The sequence below is a fragment of the Paracoccus haematequi genome, from assembly GCF_900631945.1.
Classification (GTDB): domain Bacteria; phylum Pseudomonadota; class Alphaproteobacteria; order Rhodobacterales; family Rhodobacteraceae; genus Paracoccus; species Paracoccus haematequi_A.
In genome coordinates, this window is sequence record NZ_UZWE01000036.1 from 57722 (window position 1) to 73353 (window position 15632).

General features: G+C 65.2%; 15 protein-coding genes and 1 tRNA gene. 10 read left to right on the forward strand and 6 right to left on the reverse strand.

Going from position 1 to position 15632, the window contains the following annotated elements:
• Positions 1–91: 91 nt before the first annotated feature.
• The 4 genes from PARHAE_RS12870 to PARHAE_RS12885 all read left to right on the forward strand — a co-directional run bounded on the left by PARHAE_RS12870 (position 92) and on the right by PARHAE_RS12885 (position 3692).
• Positions 92–1120, forward strand: a complete 1029-nt coding sequence (locus PARHAE_RS12870; RefSeq protein ID WP_126154998.1) for a sugar ABC transporter substrate-binding protein — start codon at positions 92–94, stop codon at positions 1118–1120.
• A gap of 66 nt (positions 1121–1186) precedes the next feature.
• Complete coding sequence (locus tag PARHAE_RS12875) at positions 1187–2242, forward strand: ABC transporter permease (RefSeq protein ID WP_126154999.1); 1056 nt, start codon at positions 1187–1189, stop codon at positions 2240–2242.
• The gene (locus tag PARHAE_RS12880; protein WP_206436949.1) at positions 2239–3012 is read left to right on the forward strand and encodes an ATP-binding cassette domain-containing protein; all 774 of its coding nucleotides are present in this window, start codon (positions 2239–2241) and stop codon (positions 3010–3012) included. The genes PARHAE_RS12875 and PARHAE_RS12880 overlap by 4 nt, the downstream gene beginning before the upstream one ends.
• Positions 3013–3089: 77 nt before the next feature.
• Positions 3090–3692 (forward strand): nucleoside/nucleotide kinase family protein, encoded by a 603-nt coding sequence (locus tag PARHAE_RS12885; protein ID WP_241232804.1) that lies wholly within the window; start codon positions 3090–3092, stop codon positions 3690–3692.
• Here PARHAE_RS12885 and PARHAE_RS12890 read toward each other — a convergent pair.
• The 4 genes from PARHAE_RS12890 to thrS form a co-directional block, all read right to left on the reverse strand.
• Complete coding sequence (locus PARHAE_RS12890; protein ID WP_241232805.1) at positions 3651–4871, reverse strand: multidrug effflux MFS transporter; 1221 nt, start codon at positions 4869–4871, stop codon at positions 3651–3653. The two genes, PARHAE_RS12885 and PARHAE_RS12890, sit on opposite strands and share 42 nt — an antisense overlap.
• A 53-nt stretch (positions 4872–4924) precedes the next feature.
• Complete coding sequence (locus PARHAE_RS12895; RefSeq protein ID WP_126155002.1) at positions 4925–5548, reverse strand: DsbA family oxidoreductase; 624 nt, start codon at positions 5546–5548, stop codon at positions 4925–4927.
• A gap of 75 nt (positions 5549–5623) precedes the next feature.
• Positions 5624–5830, reverse strand: coding sequence for a cold-shock protein (locus PARHAE_RS12900; protein WP_089388183.1), 207 nt, complete (start codon positions 5828–5830; stop codon positions 5624–5626).
• 205 nt (positions 5831–6035) lie between these two features.
• Positions 6036–7982 carry a threonine--tRNA ligase gene (thrS, locus tag PARHAE_RS12905; protein WP_126155003.1) on the reverse strand — a complete coding sequence of 649 codons (1947 nt, stop codon included), beginning with the start codon at positions 7980–7982 and terminating at the stop codon, positions 6036–6038.
• A gap of 113 nt (positions 7983–8095) precedes the next feature.
• On the opposite strand from thrS, the gene PARHAE_RS12910 reads away from it, so the two are divergent.
• On the forward strand, positions 8096–8836 hold the full coding sequence (locus tag PARHAE_RS12910) for an alpha/beta fold hydrolase (RefSeq protein ID WP_126155004.1): 741 nt from the start codon (positions 8096–8098) through the stop codon (positions 8834–8836).
• A complete protein-coding gene (locus PARHAE_RS12915) occupies positions 8823–9779 on the forward strand; it encodes an alpha/beta hydrolase (RefSeq protein WP_126155005.1) in 957 nt (318 codons plus the stop codon). Before PARHAE_RS12910 ends, PARHAE_RS12915 begins: the two co-directional genes overlap by 14 nt.
• Here the strand turns inward: PARHAE_RS12915 and PARHAE_RS12920 are convergent, their stop codons facing one another.
• Together PARHAE_RS12920 and phaZ are read right to left on the reverse strand one after the other, a co-directional pair.
• Positions 9780–10262, reverse strand: a complete 483-nt coding sequence (locus tag PARHAE_RS12920) for a pyridoxamine 5'-phosphate oxidase family protein (protein ID WP_126155006.1) — start codon at positions 10260–10262, stop codon at positions 9780–9782. It abuts the gene before it with no gap.
• Positions 10263–10327: 65 nt separating this feature from the next.
• A complete protein-coding gene (phaZ, locus tag PARHAE_RS12925; RefSeq protein ID WP_420899408.1) occupies positions 10328–11635 on the reverse strand; it encodes a polyhydroxyalkanoate depolymerase in 1308 nt (435 codons plus the stop codon).
• 419 nt (positions 11636–12054) lie between these two features.
• On the opposite strand from phaZ, the gene phaC reads away from it, so the two are divergent.
• From phaC to PARHAE_RS12945, 4 genes are all read left to right on the forward strand, one after another.
• A complete protein-coding gene (gene phaC, locus PARHAE_RS12930; RefSeq protein WP_241232811.1) occupies positions 12055–13842 on the forward strand; it encodes a class I poly(R)-hydroxyalkanoic acid synthase in 1788 nt (595 codons plus the stop codon).
• A 182-nt stretch (positions 13843–14024) separates the two neighbouring features.
• Complete coding sequence (locus tag PARHAE_RS12935) at positions 14025–14489, forward strand: Phasin (protein ID WP_126155008.1); 465 nt, start codon at positions 14025–14027, stop codon at positions 14487–14489.
• A 150-nt stretch (positions 14490–14639) separates the two neighbouring features.
• Positions 14640–15251, forward strand: a complete 612-nt coding sequence (phaR, locus tag PARHAE_RS12940; protein ID WP_126155009.1) for a polyhydroxyalkanoate synthesis repressor PhaR — start codon at positions 14640–14642, stop codon at positions 15249–15251.
• A 38-nt stretch (positions 15252–15289) separates the two neighbouring features.
• Positions 15290–15379, forward strand: a tRNA-Ser gene (locus PARHAE_RS12945).
• Positions 15380–15632 lie beyond the last annotated feature (253 nt).

Genomic DNA, 15632 nt, shown 5'->3' on the forward strand with positions numbered 1-15632 from the left:
CAACATGATTGATTTATTGACAAGAGGAAACGCTTCGTGCTTCCTGATCAGGCAAGGCGGAGGAGGTGCCGCCATTCGGAGGAGTTTCGGAATGATCATCACATCATCGCTGCGTCTGTCGCTGGCCGCTTCCGTGCTGGCCTTGTCGGCAGGTGTCGCCACCGCGCAGGATCCGGTCAAGGCCTGCATCATCACCAAGACCGACATCAACCCCTTCTTCGTGAAGATGAAGGAAGGCGCCACCGCCAAGGCGCAGGAACTGGGCATCGAGCTGATGAGCTTCGCGGGCAAGATCGACGGCGATCACGAGACCCAGCAGCAGGCCATGGAAAGCTGCATCGCGGCGGGGGTGAAGGGCATCCTGATCACCGCGTCGGACACCAAGGCCATCACGGAATCGGTCAAGCAGGCGCGCGACGCGGGGATCCTGGTCATCGCGCTTGACACGCCCCTGGATCCCATCGACGCGGCGGACGCGACCTTCGCCACCGACAACCGCGAGGCGGGCCGCCTGATCGGCGCCTGGGCTGCGGGCAAGATGGGCGATGCGGCCAAGGATGCCCGGATCGCCCTGCTGGATCTGTCGGCCAGCGCGCCCTCGGTCGACGTGCTGCGCGACCAGGGTTTCCTGGAAGGCTTCGGCGTCGATGTGAAGGACAACAATGTCATCGGCGACGAGGATGACGCCCGCATCGTCGGCCACGACGTGACCTCGGGGAACGAGGAAGGCGGCCGCCAGGCGATGGAGGCGCTGATGCAGAAGGATCCCGCCATCAACCTGGTCTATACGATCAACGAACCCGCTGCCGCCGGAGCCTATGAGGCGCTGAAATCCTTTGGCATGGAAGGCAATGCGATCATCGTGTCCGTGGATGGCGGCTGCCCCGGCGTGGAGAACGTCAAGGCGGGCGTGATCGGCGCGACCTCGCAGCAATATCCGCTGAAGATGGCGTCCATGGGGATCGAGGCGATTGCCGCCTATGCCAAGGACGGCACCAAGCCGCAAGCGACCGAGGGTCTGGATTTCACCGATACCGGCGTGAACCTGGTCACCGACCAGCCGGTCGAGGGCGTGCCCTCGATCAGCGTCGAGGATGGCCTGGCCCAGTGCTGGGGCTGACCTGACCGACCTGGGGGCGGTGCCATGCAGCCGCCGCCCTTCCTCCCCTGAACACCGGAGGGACTGATGTCCGACACCCCCGACCCCGTGGTCGCGCGCAACCCGTCCGAGACGGTCGCCCGCTTCGACCATCACTCGCGCGGCGCGCTTGACCGGGTGCAGCACTTCCTGCACCGCTATCCGACCATGGTTCCGGTCATCGTGCTGGTGCTGTCGGTGATCGCCTTCGGGCTGATTTCACCCAACTTCTTTTCGGCCTTCAACCTGTCGCTGATCCTGCAACAGGTGGCGGTCGTCGGCACCCTGGCCGCCGCGCAGTCGCTGGTGATCCTGACGGCGGGCATCGACCTGTCGGTCGGCGCGGTCATGGTGATGGTGTCCGTGATCATGGGCAAGCTGTCGGTCGATTTCGGCATTCCGGTGCCGGTCTCGATCCTGATCGGGCTGGCGGTCGGGGCCGCGACCGGGGCGCTGAACGGCGCGCTTGTGACGCGGCTGAAGCTGCCGCCCTTCATCACCACGCTGGGGACATGGAATATCTTCCTGGCATTGAATTATTACCTGTCCAACCGCGAGACCATCCGCAGCCAGACCCTGGACGCCGAGGCCCCGCTGCTGAAGTTCTTCGGCGAGCGCTTCACCTTGGGGGGCGCGGTCCTGACCTATGGCGTGGTGCTGATGATCGTGGTCTTTGCGGTCCTGTGGTATGCCTTGTACCAGACCGCCTGGGGGCGCCGGGTCTATGCGGTGGGCGACGATCCCGAATCCGCGGCGCTTGCCGGGATCCAGACCAAACGCGTGCTGATGTCGGTCTATATGGCCGCAGGTGTCATCTGCGGGCTGGCGGCCTGGTCGTCGATCGGCCGGGTGGGTTCGGTCAGCCCGACCTCGTTCTTCGAGGCGAACCTGGAATCCATTACCGCCGTGGTGATCGGAGGAATCTCGCTGTTCGGCGGGCGCGGATCCATCCTGGGGCCGCTGATCGGGGCGCTGATCGTCGGCGTCTTCAATTCCGGGCTGCGGCTGGCCGGTGTGGACGTGCTGTGGCAGCTGTTCGCGACCGGCTGGCTGATCATCGTCGCCGTCGCCATCGACCAATGGATCAGGAAGATTTCGTCATGACCCAGCCGCTTCTCTATGCCCGCAACCTGGTCAAGCGCTATGGCCGCGTAACCGCAATGGACCGCGCCGACTTCGACCTGTATCCCGGAGAGATCCTGGCCGTGATCGGCGACAACGGCGCGGGGAAATCCAGCCTGATCAAGGCCATTTCCGGCGCCGTGCAGCCAGACGAAGGCGAGATCAGGCTGGACGGCCAGCCGGTCAGCTTCGCCAGCCCGCTGGAGGCCCGGAAGGCCGGAATCGAGACTGTCTATCAGACCCTGGCCTTGTCGCCCGCCCTGTCGATTTCCGACAACATGTTTATGGGTCGGGAAATCCGCCGCCCCGGCATCATGGGCCGGTGGTTCGGGATGCTGGACAAGCCTGCGATGGACGCGTTCTCCCGCCAGAAGCTGTCGGAACTGGGGCTGATGACGATCCAGAACATCAACCAGCCGGTGGAAACTCTGTCGGGCGGCCAGCGGCAGGGCGTCGCGGTGGCGCGCGCCGCGGCCTTTGGCAGCCGGGTCATCATCCTGGACGAGCCGACCGCCGCGCTTGGCGTCAAGGAAAGCCGCCGGGTGCTGGATCTGATCCTGGACGTGCGGTCGCGCGGAATCCCCATCGTGCTGATCAGCCACAACATGCCCCATGTGTTCGAGGTGGCCGACCGCATTCATATCCACCGCCTGGGCAAGCGGCTGTGCGTCATCAATCCCAAGGAACACACGATGTCGGACGCGGTCGCCTATATGACCGGGGCCCGTGTGCCCGAGGGGATCGCCGCGTGACGGGCCTGGAAGGGGGGCTTTGCCCCCCGTCCTTCGGACTCCCCCCAGGATATTTGGACAAAGGAGAAGGGCTGGCCGTGCTGGACCGCATCCGGTCGCTGGAAGGCGGGCGGGTTCTTGTGGCGGTGGCGGGCGCGCCGGGATCGGGCAAGTCCACCCTGGCCGAGGCGTTGGTGGCGCGGCTGGACGATGCCGTTCTGGTGCCGATGGACGGGTTTCATCTGGACGATCGGGTGCTGTCCGCGCGCGGGTTGCTGGCGCGCAAGGGGGCCGTCGAGACCTTTGATGCCGAAGGGTTTGCGGTTCTGGTCGAACGGCTGGCGATGCCGGGGACAGAGGTGATCTTTCCGGTTTTCGACCGGAGCCGCGAAATCGCGGTGGCGGGGGCCGGGGTCGTGGCCCCGGATCATCGGATCGTGGTGATCGAAGGCAATTACCTGCTGCTGGACGCGGCGCCCTGGAATCGGCTGCGCTTCGATCTGACGGTGTGGCTGGACGTGCCGGTCGGCGAGCTGGAACGCCGCCTGACCGCCCGATGGCAGGGCTTCGGCAAGGACACCGACCGGATCGCCGCGCATCTGCGCAACGACCTTGCCAATGCCCGGTTCGTGACGGCGCGGTCCCGCCGGGCGGATCTGTCAGTCGCGCAGGCCCCGCATCAGGAACCATGCCAGGGCTGAGCAGATCAGCGTCGCCGTGATCGCCGGGACTGCTGTCCCGTCATAGAGCAGCCCCACTGGCGCGGCGATCAGCGTCGCCGCGATGGTGGACAGCGCGGCGATGATCGACGCGGCCATTCCGGCGATATGGCCCATGCGTTGCAGCGCCAGAGCGTTCAGGTTGCCGAAGGTCACGCCCGCCATGAAGAACACGCTGACCGCCCAGAAGAAGAAGGCCGGGAAGCGCAAGCTTGCGGGCAGGGCGTCGGTCAGGGTCAGCGCCAGCATCGCCGTCGAGACCACCGTTTGCATGACATAGGCCCATTTGGCGATCCGCCGCATCCCGAAGCGCATCACGAAGGTGGCGTTCAGCAGCGTTCCCGCCCCTGACAACAGCGCCATCAGCGCGAACCAGGCGGGGAAGTTGTCGCCCTTGCCATAGGTTTCGCCGAACAGTTGCTGGGCCGAGGACAGCAGACCGAACATCTGCCCGAAGCCCAGGGTCAGGATAACCGTGCAAAGCATGACCTGGCGGTCCGCCAGCACCTCGCGCGCCGCCGCGCCGAGCGGTCCGATCCGCAGCGGACGACGCGCGGCAGGCGGCAGCGTCTCGGCCTGGCGCAGGCCCAGCCAAGCCGATCCGATCAGCGCGAACAGGATGAAGGCCACGAAGACGCCGTGCCAGCCGGAAAACCAGATGATGCCCGCCCCTATCGACGGCGCCAGCGCGGGGATCAGGATGAAGACCATCATCACGAAGCTGGAAATCCGCGCCATTTCCCGGCCCGAATACAGGTCGCGGATCAGTGCCATGCCGACAATGCGCGGACTGGCCGCGCCAAGCCCCTGGACAAAGCGGGCTGCCAGCAGGAATTCCAGGGAATCGGCGAAGATCGCCGCCAGGGTTGCAACGACATAGATCGCGGCCCCCAGGTAAATCGCGGGCTTGCGGCCGAGGGCGTCGGAAATGGGACCGGCGAACAGGGTGCCGATCCCCATGCCCGCCATGAAGACCGTCAGGATCAGCTGCGCCCGGTTCACGTTGTCGGGCGTCAGTTCGGCCGCGATGTCGGGCAGGGCGGGCAGCATCGCGTCGATGGAAAAGGCGACGGTGGCAAACAGAAAGGCCAGCATGGCCACGAATTCGGGCAGGGGCAGACGCCGCTGCGGCGCAGGTGCATCGGGGGCGATCACGGACATGAGGGGCCTTTCGTCAGGCGGTTCCTGTAATCCGAACTTGCACACTGTGCAAGTTATTTCGGACCCTCGGCCAGTTCGTCGATCACCTGCCGCCAAAGGCTTGCGGGCTGTGCGCCGCTGATCGCGTGCCGGTCGGCAACGATGAAGGTCGGGACCGAGGTGATGCCGCGATCCCGTGCGTGCTGTTCGCGGGCGGCGACCTGATCCCGGTCGGCGTTGCTGGACAGAAGGCGCGTTACCAGGCCGGCGTCCATGCCCCCTGCCGCCGCGATGCGCGTCAGTTCCGCCGCATCGCCGATGTCGCGGGCCTCTTGCCAATGGGCGCGAAGCAGCCCCGACATGACGGGGGTCTGCGCGCCCTCAAGCCCGGCCCAGTGCATCAGCCGATGCGCGTCGGTCGTGTCCGGTTCGCGCGGCGACGGGTTCAGGACCAGCCCCAGGGCAGCGGCCCGTTGTGCCACGGCGCGGCTGGCATCCTCGGCCCGCGGACCCAGCTTGGCGCGCAGATAGGCGGTCCGGTCCATGCCGCCCTGCGGCATCTGCGGGTTCAGGCGAAACGGATGCCAGGCGATCTGGAACGGATGCGAGGGACGGCTTTCCAGGGCGCGATCCAGTTCGACCTTGCCGATCAGGCACCAGGGGCAGACGGGGTCTGCGAAGATGTCCAGCGGGATCATGGGCCGGTCCTTTCAAGGCGCGAAAATGAAAACGGCCCGCGCGGGCGGGCCGTTCCGCAATCCTGCAAAGCTGGATCAGAGCAGCTTCAGATCGCTGGCCGAGGCACGGCCGTCGCGGCCCGATTGCAGCTCGTATGCGATCTTCTGGTTGTCCTTCAGGCCCGTCAGCCCGGCGCGTTCAACGGCCGAGATGTGGACGAAGATATCCTTGCCGCCGTCATCGGGGGCAATGAAGCCATAGCCCTTGGTGGCGTTGAACCATTTCACCGTTCCGGTCGCCATAACCGTTCTCTCCTTCAAGTCATCCTGGCGCAGGATTGCGTCAGGCCGTGCAGCCCGCTTTCGGTATTCCGGCTGCCCGTGAAAGGGAGGCGGTAGAAAGGCTTCGCTCACGCTGATGAGAGGATGGACGAATCGTTAAAAAAGGCAAGCAGGAAACGCGCGCGGACCAGCGTCCGCACGCGATAACATGCCGGAAAGACGCGATTCAGCGCAGGTCCGGCGGGGTGGCTTCGTCTTTCAGCGCGGCAATGGCTTCGGTTAACGGTAACGAACGCGACCCCTGCTGATCGAGGCGCCGAAGCGATACCGTCCTGTCCTCGACTTCCTTCATGCCGATCGCAAGAATCGCCGGAACCTTCGCCACGGAATGTTCGCGGACCTTGTAGTTGATCTTCTCGTTGCGGGTATCGGCCTCGGCCCGGATGCCCGCCGCGCGCAGATCCGCGACCACCTCGGCCACATAGGCGTCGGCGTCCGAGACGATGGAGGCGACCACCACCTGCCGGGGCGCCAGCCAGAAGGGCAGCTTGCCCGCGCTGTTTTCGATCAGGATGCCGATGAAGCGTTCGAACGACCCCAAAACGGCGCGGTGCAGCATGATCGGCCGGTGCTTGGCGCCATCAGTGCCCACATATTCCGCGTCCAGCCGTTCGGGCAGGTTCGGGTCCACCTGCAAGGTGCCGCATTGCCAGTCGCGGCCGATGGCGTCGCGCAGCACGAATTCCAGCTTGGGACCGTAAAAGGCGCCCTCGCCGGGGAACAGTTCGTAATCGTAACCGGCCGCCTTGCAGGCATTGCCAAGCGCGGCTTCCACCCGGTCCCAGCTTTCGTCGGACCCGATGCGCTTTTCCGGGCGGGTGGACAGCTTGATCCGCCAGTCGGTGAAGCCCAGATCGGCATAGACGCCTGCCAGGAACTCGATGAATTTCTTCGTTTCCGCCTCGATCTGATCCTCGGTGCAGAAGATATGCGCGTCGTCCTGGGTAAAGCCGCGCACCCGCATGATCCCGTGCAGCGCGCCCGAGGGTTCATAGCGGTTGCAGGATCCGAATTCCGCCATGCGCAACGGCAGGTCGCGATAGGACTTCAGGCCGTGGTTGAAGATCTGCACATGGCAGGGGCAGTTCATCGGCTTCAGCGCGTTGACGGTCTTCTGGCGGGCGTGATCCTCGTCCACCTCGACGATGAACATGTTTTCCTGATAGTTTTCCCAGTGGCCCGACGCCTCCCACAGCTTGCGGCTGACGACCTGGGGCGTGTTCACCTCGACATAGCCGTCGGCTCGCTGGCGGCGGCGCATATAGTCTTGCAGCGTAGTATAGATGTTCCAGCCGTTCGGATGCCAGAAGACCTGTCCCGGCGCTTCCTCCTGCATGTGGAACAGGTCCATCTCGCGGCCCAGCTTGCGGTGGTCGCGTTTCGCGGCCTCCTCCAGCATGGTCAGGTGGGCCTTCAACTCGTCGCGGTTGCGGAAGGCCACGCCATAGATGCGTTGCAGCATCGGCCGCGTGCTGTCGCCCAGCCAATAGGCCCCGGCGATATGGGTCAGCTTGAAGGCGTCGGCGGGAAGCTGGCCGGTGTTCTGCAAATGCGGGCCACGGCACAAATCCTGCCAGTCGCCATGCCAGTACATCCGCAGCGGCTCGCCCTCGGGAATGCGGTCGATCAGCTCCAGTTTGAACGGCTCGCCCCGGTCCTTGTAATAGGCCAGGGCGCGGTCGCGGTCCCAGACCTCGGTGCGCACGGGATCGCGGGCGGCGATGATCTGCTTCATCTTCGCCTCGATGGCGCCCAGATCCTCGGGGGTGAACGGCTCTGCCCGGTCGAAGTCGTAGAACCAGCCGTGATCGCGCACCGGGCCGATGGTGACTTTCACGTCGGGCCACAGTTCCTGCACGGCGCGGGCCATGACATGGGCGAAGTCGTGGCGGATCAGTTCCAGGGCCGGGGCCTCGTCCTTCAGCGTGTTGATGCTGATCGCGCCGCTGGCCGTGATCGGCCAGGCGAGGTCGATATGCCGACCGTCCAGGCTGGCCGAGATCGCGCGTTTCGCCAGGCTGGGCGCGATGCTTTCAGCCACCTGCGCCGCCGTGATTCCGGCGGGATAGTCGCGCGAATTGCCATCGGGGAAGGTCAGGGAAATCTGGGACATATCGTCCTCCTCGTCGGTTCGGCGCCCACGGAACGCCCGGCTGCGGGTTATCTGTGGGCCTCCCATGGACCCCGGCGGGAAAACTGTCAAGATAAGCGGATGGAGGACCGATGATGAGCGAATATCTGGACATTCCCGCCGGGCGGCGCATCGCCTTTCAGCGCAGCAGCGGGCGCGGGCCGGGCGTGGTGTTCCTGGGCGGGTTCAAGTCCGACATGACCGGCACCAAGGCCGCCTGGCTGCACGACTGGGCGCGCGAGCAGAACCGGGCCTTCCTGCGCTTCGATTACTCCGGCCACGGCGACAGCAGCGGCAGTTTCGAGGAAGGCTGCATCGGCGACTGGTTCCAGGACGCCCACCAGGTGATCGAGGCGCTGACGGACGGGCCGCAGGTGCTGGTCGGATCGTCCATGGGGGGCTGGATCGCCCTGCTGGTGGCACGGGCGATGCCGCAGCGGGTGGCGGGGCTGGTGACCATCGCCGCCGCGCCGGATTTCACCCAGCAGGGGTTCTGGGCCGGATTCGACGACGCGCAGCGACAGACGCTGCTGCGGGCCGAGCGGATCGAGCTGCCCAGCGACTACAGCGACCAGCCCTATGTCATCACTCGCCGCCTGATCGAGGATGGGCGCGATCATCTGGTGATGGACCAGCCGCTGCCGCTGTCCGTTCCGGTGCGGATGCTGCAAGGCACGGCGGATGCCGACGTTCCTGTCGATTGGGCGATGCGGCTGCTGGGTCACGCCGCCGGCGACGACATCCGGCTGACGCTGGTCAAGGGCGCGGATCACCGCTTTTCCACGCCGGAATGCCTGCGGCTGATCGGGCAGTCCATCGACGATGTTCTGGCCTAGGCTGGGGCTTGGCCTGCTGACGGCCTTGGGGCTGCTGTGGGCCTGCGGCCCGCGCGACAGGCTGCGCCCGGATCAGGGCGCCGTCGATCCGCCCGGCGACGTGCAGGCCTGGCTGGCCGGACGAGAAGCCGAGCTCCGCCCCGAGGTCGCCTCCGCCCTGCAATGGGCCGGGCCGCCGGGACGGATCACCGACATCGCAATCCTGTATGTCCACGGCTTTTCAGCCAGTCCGGCGGAACTGCGCCCCTTGCCGGAACATGTCGCGCAGGATCTGGGGGCCAATCTTCTGGCGATCAGGCTGACCGGCCATGGCACGGACGGCGCCGATCTGGCGGCGGCGACGGCGCAGGACTGGTGGCGCGATCTGTCGTTCGGGCTGGGGGCGGCGCGGCAGATGGGCCGCCGGGTCGTGGTGATCGGCATGTCTTCGGGCGCCACGCTGGCGGCGCTGGCGGCGCGCGATCCGCGACTGGGGCGGCTGATGGACGGGGCGGTCCTGATCTCGCCCAATTTCCGGTTGAGGGCGCGGGCCGCGCAACTGCTGGACCTGCCCTTCGCACGGGGGCTGATCCGACTGGCCGGCGATCCGCAGCGATGCTTCGCGACCCGGAACGATCTGCATCGCGCCCGCTGGACCAGTTGCTATCCGCTGTCCGCGACGCTTGCGGTGGGTACGCTGCTGCGGCAGGCGCGGCGGGGCGGCTGGCGCGACGCAAGCGTGCCCACGCTGTTCATCTGGTCGGATGCAGACCGGATCGTGGATCACGCCGCATCGGCCAGGGTGGCGGCAGATTGGGGCGGGGGCGCCACGGTCCTGAAGGTCGCGCCGGGTCCGAAGGACGATCCCGACGCCCATGTCATCGCGGGAGAGGCGCTGTCCCCCGATCTAACGCCCCGGCTTGAACGGGCGATCACCGACTGGATCGGCCAGGCCCTTCGCTGATCAGAAGGTCAGCCTGTAATGTTCGCCCATGTCGGGTTTCTGGCCGGTGACCTTGGATTTGGCGATCTCATAGACGAAGGCCAGCTTGCCACCGGTTGCCCAGACCTCGGCTTCGGTCATGTCGAAGCGCATCAGTTGCACGTCTTCGTCGCGCTTGCCGTCCTCGAACCAGCTGGAGGCGACGGCGTTCCACAATTCGTCCAGCTTGGCCCGGTCGTCCGACAGAGACAGGGTGCCGTCGATCCGTGCATACAGCCCTTCGGCCGCGTCGCTGACGACATGCAGCGCGGGCTTGCCGCCCCCCGCGACCGAGGTCGCCAGATCCGTGCCTTTGGCCGTGATGAACCACAGCGTGTTCGTTTCAGGTTCGGCGTAACGCGACATCGGGACCAGCCGGGCATCGTCCAGAAGCCCCAGCATCCCGGTGTTGATGTCGTCCAGGCGGTCCCAGAAGGTCGCGGCGTGCTTGTCGTCGGTCGTCATTCGATATCCCCGTGCCGCCCCATGCGGCTGTCCGGGGGTGAACGACCGACCGCAAGGCCGGGTTCCTAGACGGCGATCTTGCTGCTGTCGGTAAAGGGATCCGTCGCGCCGCAATCCGCCGCGATGCCGCCGCGCACCCGCTGCTTGCGTGGCTTGGCCGTGTCGGGCAGGGACATGTGTTCGTCGATGAAATCCAGCACCAGGGGCCGGATGTTCAGCCGCCAGGACTTGCCCGCGAAGATGCCGTAATGGCCCGCGCCCTGTTCCAGATGCTGCCGCTTGCGGTCCTGCGGCACCCCGGTGCACAGCGCCAGCGCGGCGACGCATTGGCCCGGGGCCGAGATGTCGTCGTTGGATCCTTCGACCGTCATCACCGCCACGTCGGTGATCCTGCCGATGTCCACCGGGCGGTCGTTGACCATGAAGGCATTGCGCGCGATCTCGCCGTTCTTGAAGATCCGCTCGACCGTGGAGAGATAGAATTCGGCCGTCATGTCCATGACCGCCAGGTATTCGTCATAGAACTTGTTGTGCTTGTCGCCTTCGCTGGCGGTGCCGCGGGCCTCGGACCAGATCTTGTCGATGAAGGCCTTGGCGTGGGTTTCGGCGTTCATCGCGATGAAGGACGACAGCTGCGCCAGGCCCGGATAGACCATCCGCCCGGCGCCGCGATACTTGAACCCGACGGACTGGATCACGGTGTGTTCCAGTTCGCCCATGGTCATGCGGTTGCCGAAATCCGTGACCTCGGTCGCGGCGGCGTCGGGGTCGACGGGACCGCCGATCAGGATCAGGGTGCGCGGCTGGGACGCCGGGTCATCCTCGGCCAGGATCGCGGTCGCGGCCAGGGCCAAGGGCGCGGGCTGGCAGACGGCGATGACATTGGTGTCCGGTCCCAGGTGGCGGATGAAATCGACCAGATACTGGGTGTAATCCTCGATGTCGAACTTGCCCTCGCTGACCGGGATGTCGCGGGCGTTGTGCCAGTCGGTGACATAGACCTCGCAATCGGGCAGCAGCGACGTCACCGTGGACCGCATCAGCGTGGCATAATGGCCCGACATCGGCGCGATCAGCAGCACCTTGCGGGGCTGCACCTCGCGCCGGGCGACGCGGAAATGGATCAGGTCGCCGAAGGGCCGCTTCATCACGGGTTCCACATAGACGATGTGGTCCTGGCCCTGTTCGCCGGCGATGGGCGGGATTTCCCAGTCGGGCTTGATGACCATGCGGGCATAGCTGCGTTCGGTGACGCGGCCCCACGCGCTCATCAGCTTGAAGATCGGATGGGGGTTCAGCGCGAAGACCGGATAGGATGCGATCGCGCGGGCCGATGCGCCCATCCATTCGTTGGTGTTCCGAATGGTCTCCATCGCGTCGTAGGACACGATGCCCTTGATACCCTTGAGCGCCACAGGGGTCATCCTTTCGTTGCTGCGTCAGGGCGGAACGCTTCGCCGGGGCAAATGGGTTCAAAACCCTTGTTTGCGCAATTGCCGCCCTGCGCCTATGATGAATTCAGTCATAGGGGGGAACCGGGATCATGGCAAGAAGTGCAGGATCTGACGGCAAGAAAGTTGCTGGACAGCGTGGCAAATCGGACATGACCGAAAAGGCCGCTGGGACGCCTGCCAAAAAGCCGGGCAGGGCAAGGGCGAAACCCGCCGCTGCCAAGGCCGCCCCCGCGCAACCGTCCGTGGCCGCCGAATCCCTGGCGCCCGTCGCCGCCCCGCCTCTGCATCAGGCGGCCCCGGCCGAACCCGCCGCCGAGGCGGGCCGCGGGCCCCAGGCCATGGCCGAGGCCCTGGCGCGCGGATCGTCGGGTGCGACCGCCCGCAAGCTGGCCGAGAATATCGAACGGATCGAGGCCCTGGGACAGCGGCTGATGGCCGCGCTGACCGCCCGGTCCCGCCCCAATCCGGGCATCGAGGCGCCGGGGCCGGATCTGTTCATGACCGCCGCCAATGCCTGGGTGAAGACGTTGTCGGAACAGCCCGCGCGCGTTCTGGAGAACCAGGTCAATTACTGGGGCGAGACGCTGAAGAACTATGCCAGCACGCATCGAGCGCTGACCCTGGGCAAGGCCGAGCCGGGAGAGGACGACGCCCATAGGGGCGACAAGCGGTTCGCCAACCCGCTGTGGGACAGCCATCCCTATTTCAGCTTCGTCAAGCGGCAATACCTGATCAATTCCAAGGCGCTGAAGGACGCGGCGGGCAATCTGCAACTGTCCGACGACACTGCCCGCCGCCGCATCACCTGGCTGACCGACCAGATCGTCGACATGATGGCGCCCACGAATTTCCTGGCCACCAATCCCGACGCCCTGGAACGGGCAGTCGAGACCGAAGGCGAAAGCCTGGTGCGGGGGCTGGAAAACCTGGTCCGCGACGTGGAACGCAACAGCGGCGACATCGTGGTGTCGCTGGCCGACCGGGATGCCTTCTCGATCGGCGACAACATCGGCACCTCGGAAGGCATGGTCGTTCATCGGACCCGGCTGTACGAACTGATCCAGTACAGGCCCGCGACCGACCAGGTGTTCGAAACGCCGCTGCTGATCTTTCCGCCTTGGATCAACAAGTTCTACATTCTCGATCTCAAGCCGCAGAACAGCCTGATCAAGTGGCTGACCGAACAGGGCCACACGCTGTTCATCGTCAGTTGGAAGAACCCCGATTCCAGCTATGCCGATGTCGGGTTGGAGGACTATGTCGCCGCCTATCTGGAGGCGATGGACAAGGTCCGGGACCTGACCGGACAGCCGCGCCTGAATGTCGTGGGCTATTGCATCGCGGGCACCACCCTGTCGCTGACCCTGGCGCTGCTGAAACAGCGAAACGACGACCGGGTGGCATCGGCCACGCTGTTCACGACCCTGACGGATTTCTCGGACCAGGGCGAATTCGTCAGCTTCCTGCAAGACGATTTCGTCACCGGCATCGCCGACGAGGTGAAGCGCCACGGCCTGCTGCGTGCGCAGTTGATGTCGCGCACCATGAGCTTTCTGCGCCCCAACGACCTGGTCTGGGGTCCGGCCATCCGCAGCTATATGATGGGCGAGTCCCCGCCCGCCTTCGACCTGCTGTTCTGGAACGGCGACAGCACCAACCTGCCGGGCAAGATGGCGATGCAATACCTGCGCGGGTTGTGCCAGCAGAACGCCTTCGCCACCGACGGTTTCGAACTGATGGGTCACAAGCTGCATTTGTCCGACGTGACGACGCCGCTCTGCGCCATCGCCTGCGAAACCGACCACATCGCGCCCTGGAAGGATTGCTGGCGCGGCGTCGCGGCCATGGGGTCCAAGGACAAGACCTTCATCCTGTCGGAATCGGGCCATATCGCCGGGATCGTCAATCCGCCGGCCAAGAAGAAATACGGTCACTATCTGGGCAGCAGCGATTTCGGCGGCAGCTATCAGGACTGGAAAGAATCAGCCAGCTTCGCGCCGGGCACCTGGTGGACCCGCTGGGCGGATTGGCTGGCCGAACGGGCAGGGGGGATGGTGCCCGCCCGCGAACCGCAAGGAGGGCTTTGCCCCGCGCCCGGAACCTATGTTCACGAGCGCGCCGCGTAAAGCAGCCGGAAACAACGGGTTGCGCGAAACACGGCGATTTCTGCCTCATTATTCTGCGGCGCAGCATAAAATACTTGAAATGCCGCGCCGCAGCATTCATATTCCGGTCACGAGAATGGCTTTAGCTGCGGAAACCTCTCTCATCGAAACGTCCCTTCCGCTGCGCTGATAGGAGTGATGACATGGCAAAGACCCCCGATTTCGCAAAGACCTTCCAGGACATCCTGGCCAACTTCCCCGTCGACACCTCGTCGTTCCAGGAAGCCTTCAAATCCCAGAGCGTCCTGGGCGAGAAACTGGCCCGCGTGACCCTGAACGCCGCCGAGCGTTCGACCGAGATTTCGGCCCAGTGGGCCAAGGACACCATCGCCCGCGTCGGCGAACTGGCCGCCGTCAAGCAAGAGCCTTCGGACTATGCCAAGTCGCTGACCGATTTCGCCTCGGCTTCGGCTGAAGTCGCGGCCGAGCACCTGTCGGCCTTCGCCGAAGTGGCGAAGAAGGTCCAGGTCGACACCGTCGATCTGCTGCTGACCGCCGGCAAGGACGTGGCCGCCGACGCCCGCAACGTGGCTGAAAACGTCGTGCGCGAGAACCAGGCCGCGGTGAAGAAGGCCTCGGCCGCCGCGACCACCGTGGCCGCGAAGTAATCGCGACCGGCCGACGATCCGAAGAAAGGGGCGGTTTCGCCCCTTTTTTCATGGCTGCGGCCCAGGCCCTTGGCAGGTGCAGAAAATTGCTTTGCCTTTTGCGGATGCAGCACCCATCATGGGGGCGAATTCGCATGACCGGGGTCTGCCATGCCCGCACCGACCACGCCGCTTCTGATCAAACGCTATGCAAGCCGGCGGCTCTATAACACAGAAACCAGCGACTATGTGACGCTTGACGACATCGCCGCCTTCATCCGCGAGGGGCGAGAGGTCAAGATCGTCGACCTCAAGTCGGGCGACGACCTGACCCGGCAATACCTGTTGCAGATCATCGCGGAACACGAGGGCCGCGGCGAAAACGTCCTGCCGATCGACGTGCTGACCGATCTGGTCCGCAGCTATGCCACAAGCGCCCATTCGGTCGTCCCGCAGTTCCTGGCCGCCAGCTTCGCGATGCTGCGCGAAAGCCAGTCGAAGCTGATGGAGAACATGGCCGTCATGCCGAACCCGATGACGCGGGTGCCCGGCTTCGACGCCATGCACCGCCAGCAACAGGCTTTCCTCAAGGCGCTGATGGGCGGGTGGACCGGCAGTTCCGGCCCCGAGCCCGAGGATCTGGACGACGCGGCCCCGGCCGCCGAAGACGCCCCCGCCCGCAAATCCGATCCCAAGCGTCGCGCCGCCTCCGAAGGAACCGAGGACATGGCCGAAATCCGTCGCCAGCTTGCGGAACTTCAGCAGCATATCTCGAAGCTCTGACTTGCGCCGGCCGCAGACAACGGCTAGACCGCGCGCACGGACAGTTGGCCGAGTGGTCGAAGGCGCACGCCTGGAAAGTGTGTAGGCGGGGAACCGTCTCGAGGGTTCGAATCCCTCACTGTCCGCCAGAACCTTTAAAGCGTTATATTTCAGTAAGTTATGGGATAGTGACCACACACGTTAGCAACATACGCTTCACACATACGTGTAGGGCTGTGGTCAGTTCGGTTCCCCGTCAAGGCGTAGCTACAGAGACAAGCGTAGCTTGCTCACTGGAAAGCTTTGCTTTCTCGTTCAGTCCGCAGGGCATGAACCGTAGTTCGTGCTTCGCCGAACACCTACAGCGTCGGAGCCGTGCGATTTTTTTTTATTTTGGGGATA

Bases quoted from the DNA above. Each gene is read 5' to 3' on its own strand.
- thrS (WP_126155003.1), bottom strand. From the start codon at position 7,982: ATGTCCCAGATTTCCCTGACCTTCCCCGATGGCAATTCGCGCGACTAT.
- PARHAE_RS12920 (WP_126155006.1), bottom strand. From the start codon at position 10,262: ATGACGACCGACGACAAGCACGCCGCGACCTTCTGGGACCGCCTGGAC.
- phaC (WP_241232811.1), top strand. From the start codon at position 12,055: ATGGCCGAGGCCCTGGCGCGCGGATCGTCGGGTGCGACCGCCCGCAAG.
- PARHAE_RS12880 (WP_206436949.1), top strand. From the start codon at position 2,239: ATGACCCAGCCGCTTCTCTATGCCCGCAACCTGGTCAAGCGCTATGGC.
- phaZ (WP_420899408.1), bottom strand. From the start codon at position 11,635: ATGGAGACCATTCGGAACACCAACGAATGGATGGGCGCATCGGCCCGC.
- phaR (WP_126155009.1), top strand. From the start codon at position 14,640: ATGCCCGCACCGACCACGCCGCTTCTGATCAAACGCTATGCAAGCCGG.
- PARHAE_RS12895 (WP_126155002.1), bottom strand. From the start codon at position 5,548: ATGATCCCGCTGGACATCTTCGCAGACCCCGTCTGCCCCTGGTGCCTG.
- PARHAE_RS12875 (WP_126154999.1), top strand. From the start codon at position 1,187: ATGTCCGACACCCCCGACCCCGTGGTCGCGCGCAACCCGTCCGAGACG.
- PARHAE_RS12935 (WP_126155008.1), top strand. From the start codon at position 14,025: ATGGCAAAGACCCCCGATTTCGCAAAGACCTTCCAGGACATCCTGGCC.
- PARHAE_RS12915 (WP_126155005.1), top strand. From the start codon at position 8,823: ATGTTCTGGCCTAGGCTGGGGCTTGGCCTGCTGACGGCCTTGGGGCTG.
- PARHAE_RS12910 (WP_126155004.1), top strand. From the start codon at position 8,096: ATGAGCGAATATCTGGACATTCCCGCCGGGCGGCGCATCGCCTTTCAG.
- PARHAE_RS12870 (WP_126154998.1), top strand. From the start codon at position 92: ATGATCATCACATCATCGCTGCGTCTGTCGCTGGCCGCTTCCGTGCTG.
- PARHAE_RS12890 (WP_241232805.1), bottom strand. From the start codon at position 4,871: ATGTCCGTGATCGCCCCCGATGCACCTGCGCCGCAGCGGCGTCTGCCC.
- PARHAE_RS12900 (WP_089388183.1), bottom strand. From the start codon at position 5,830: ATGGCGACCGGAACGGTGAAATGGTTCAACGCCACCAAGGGCTATGGC.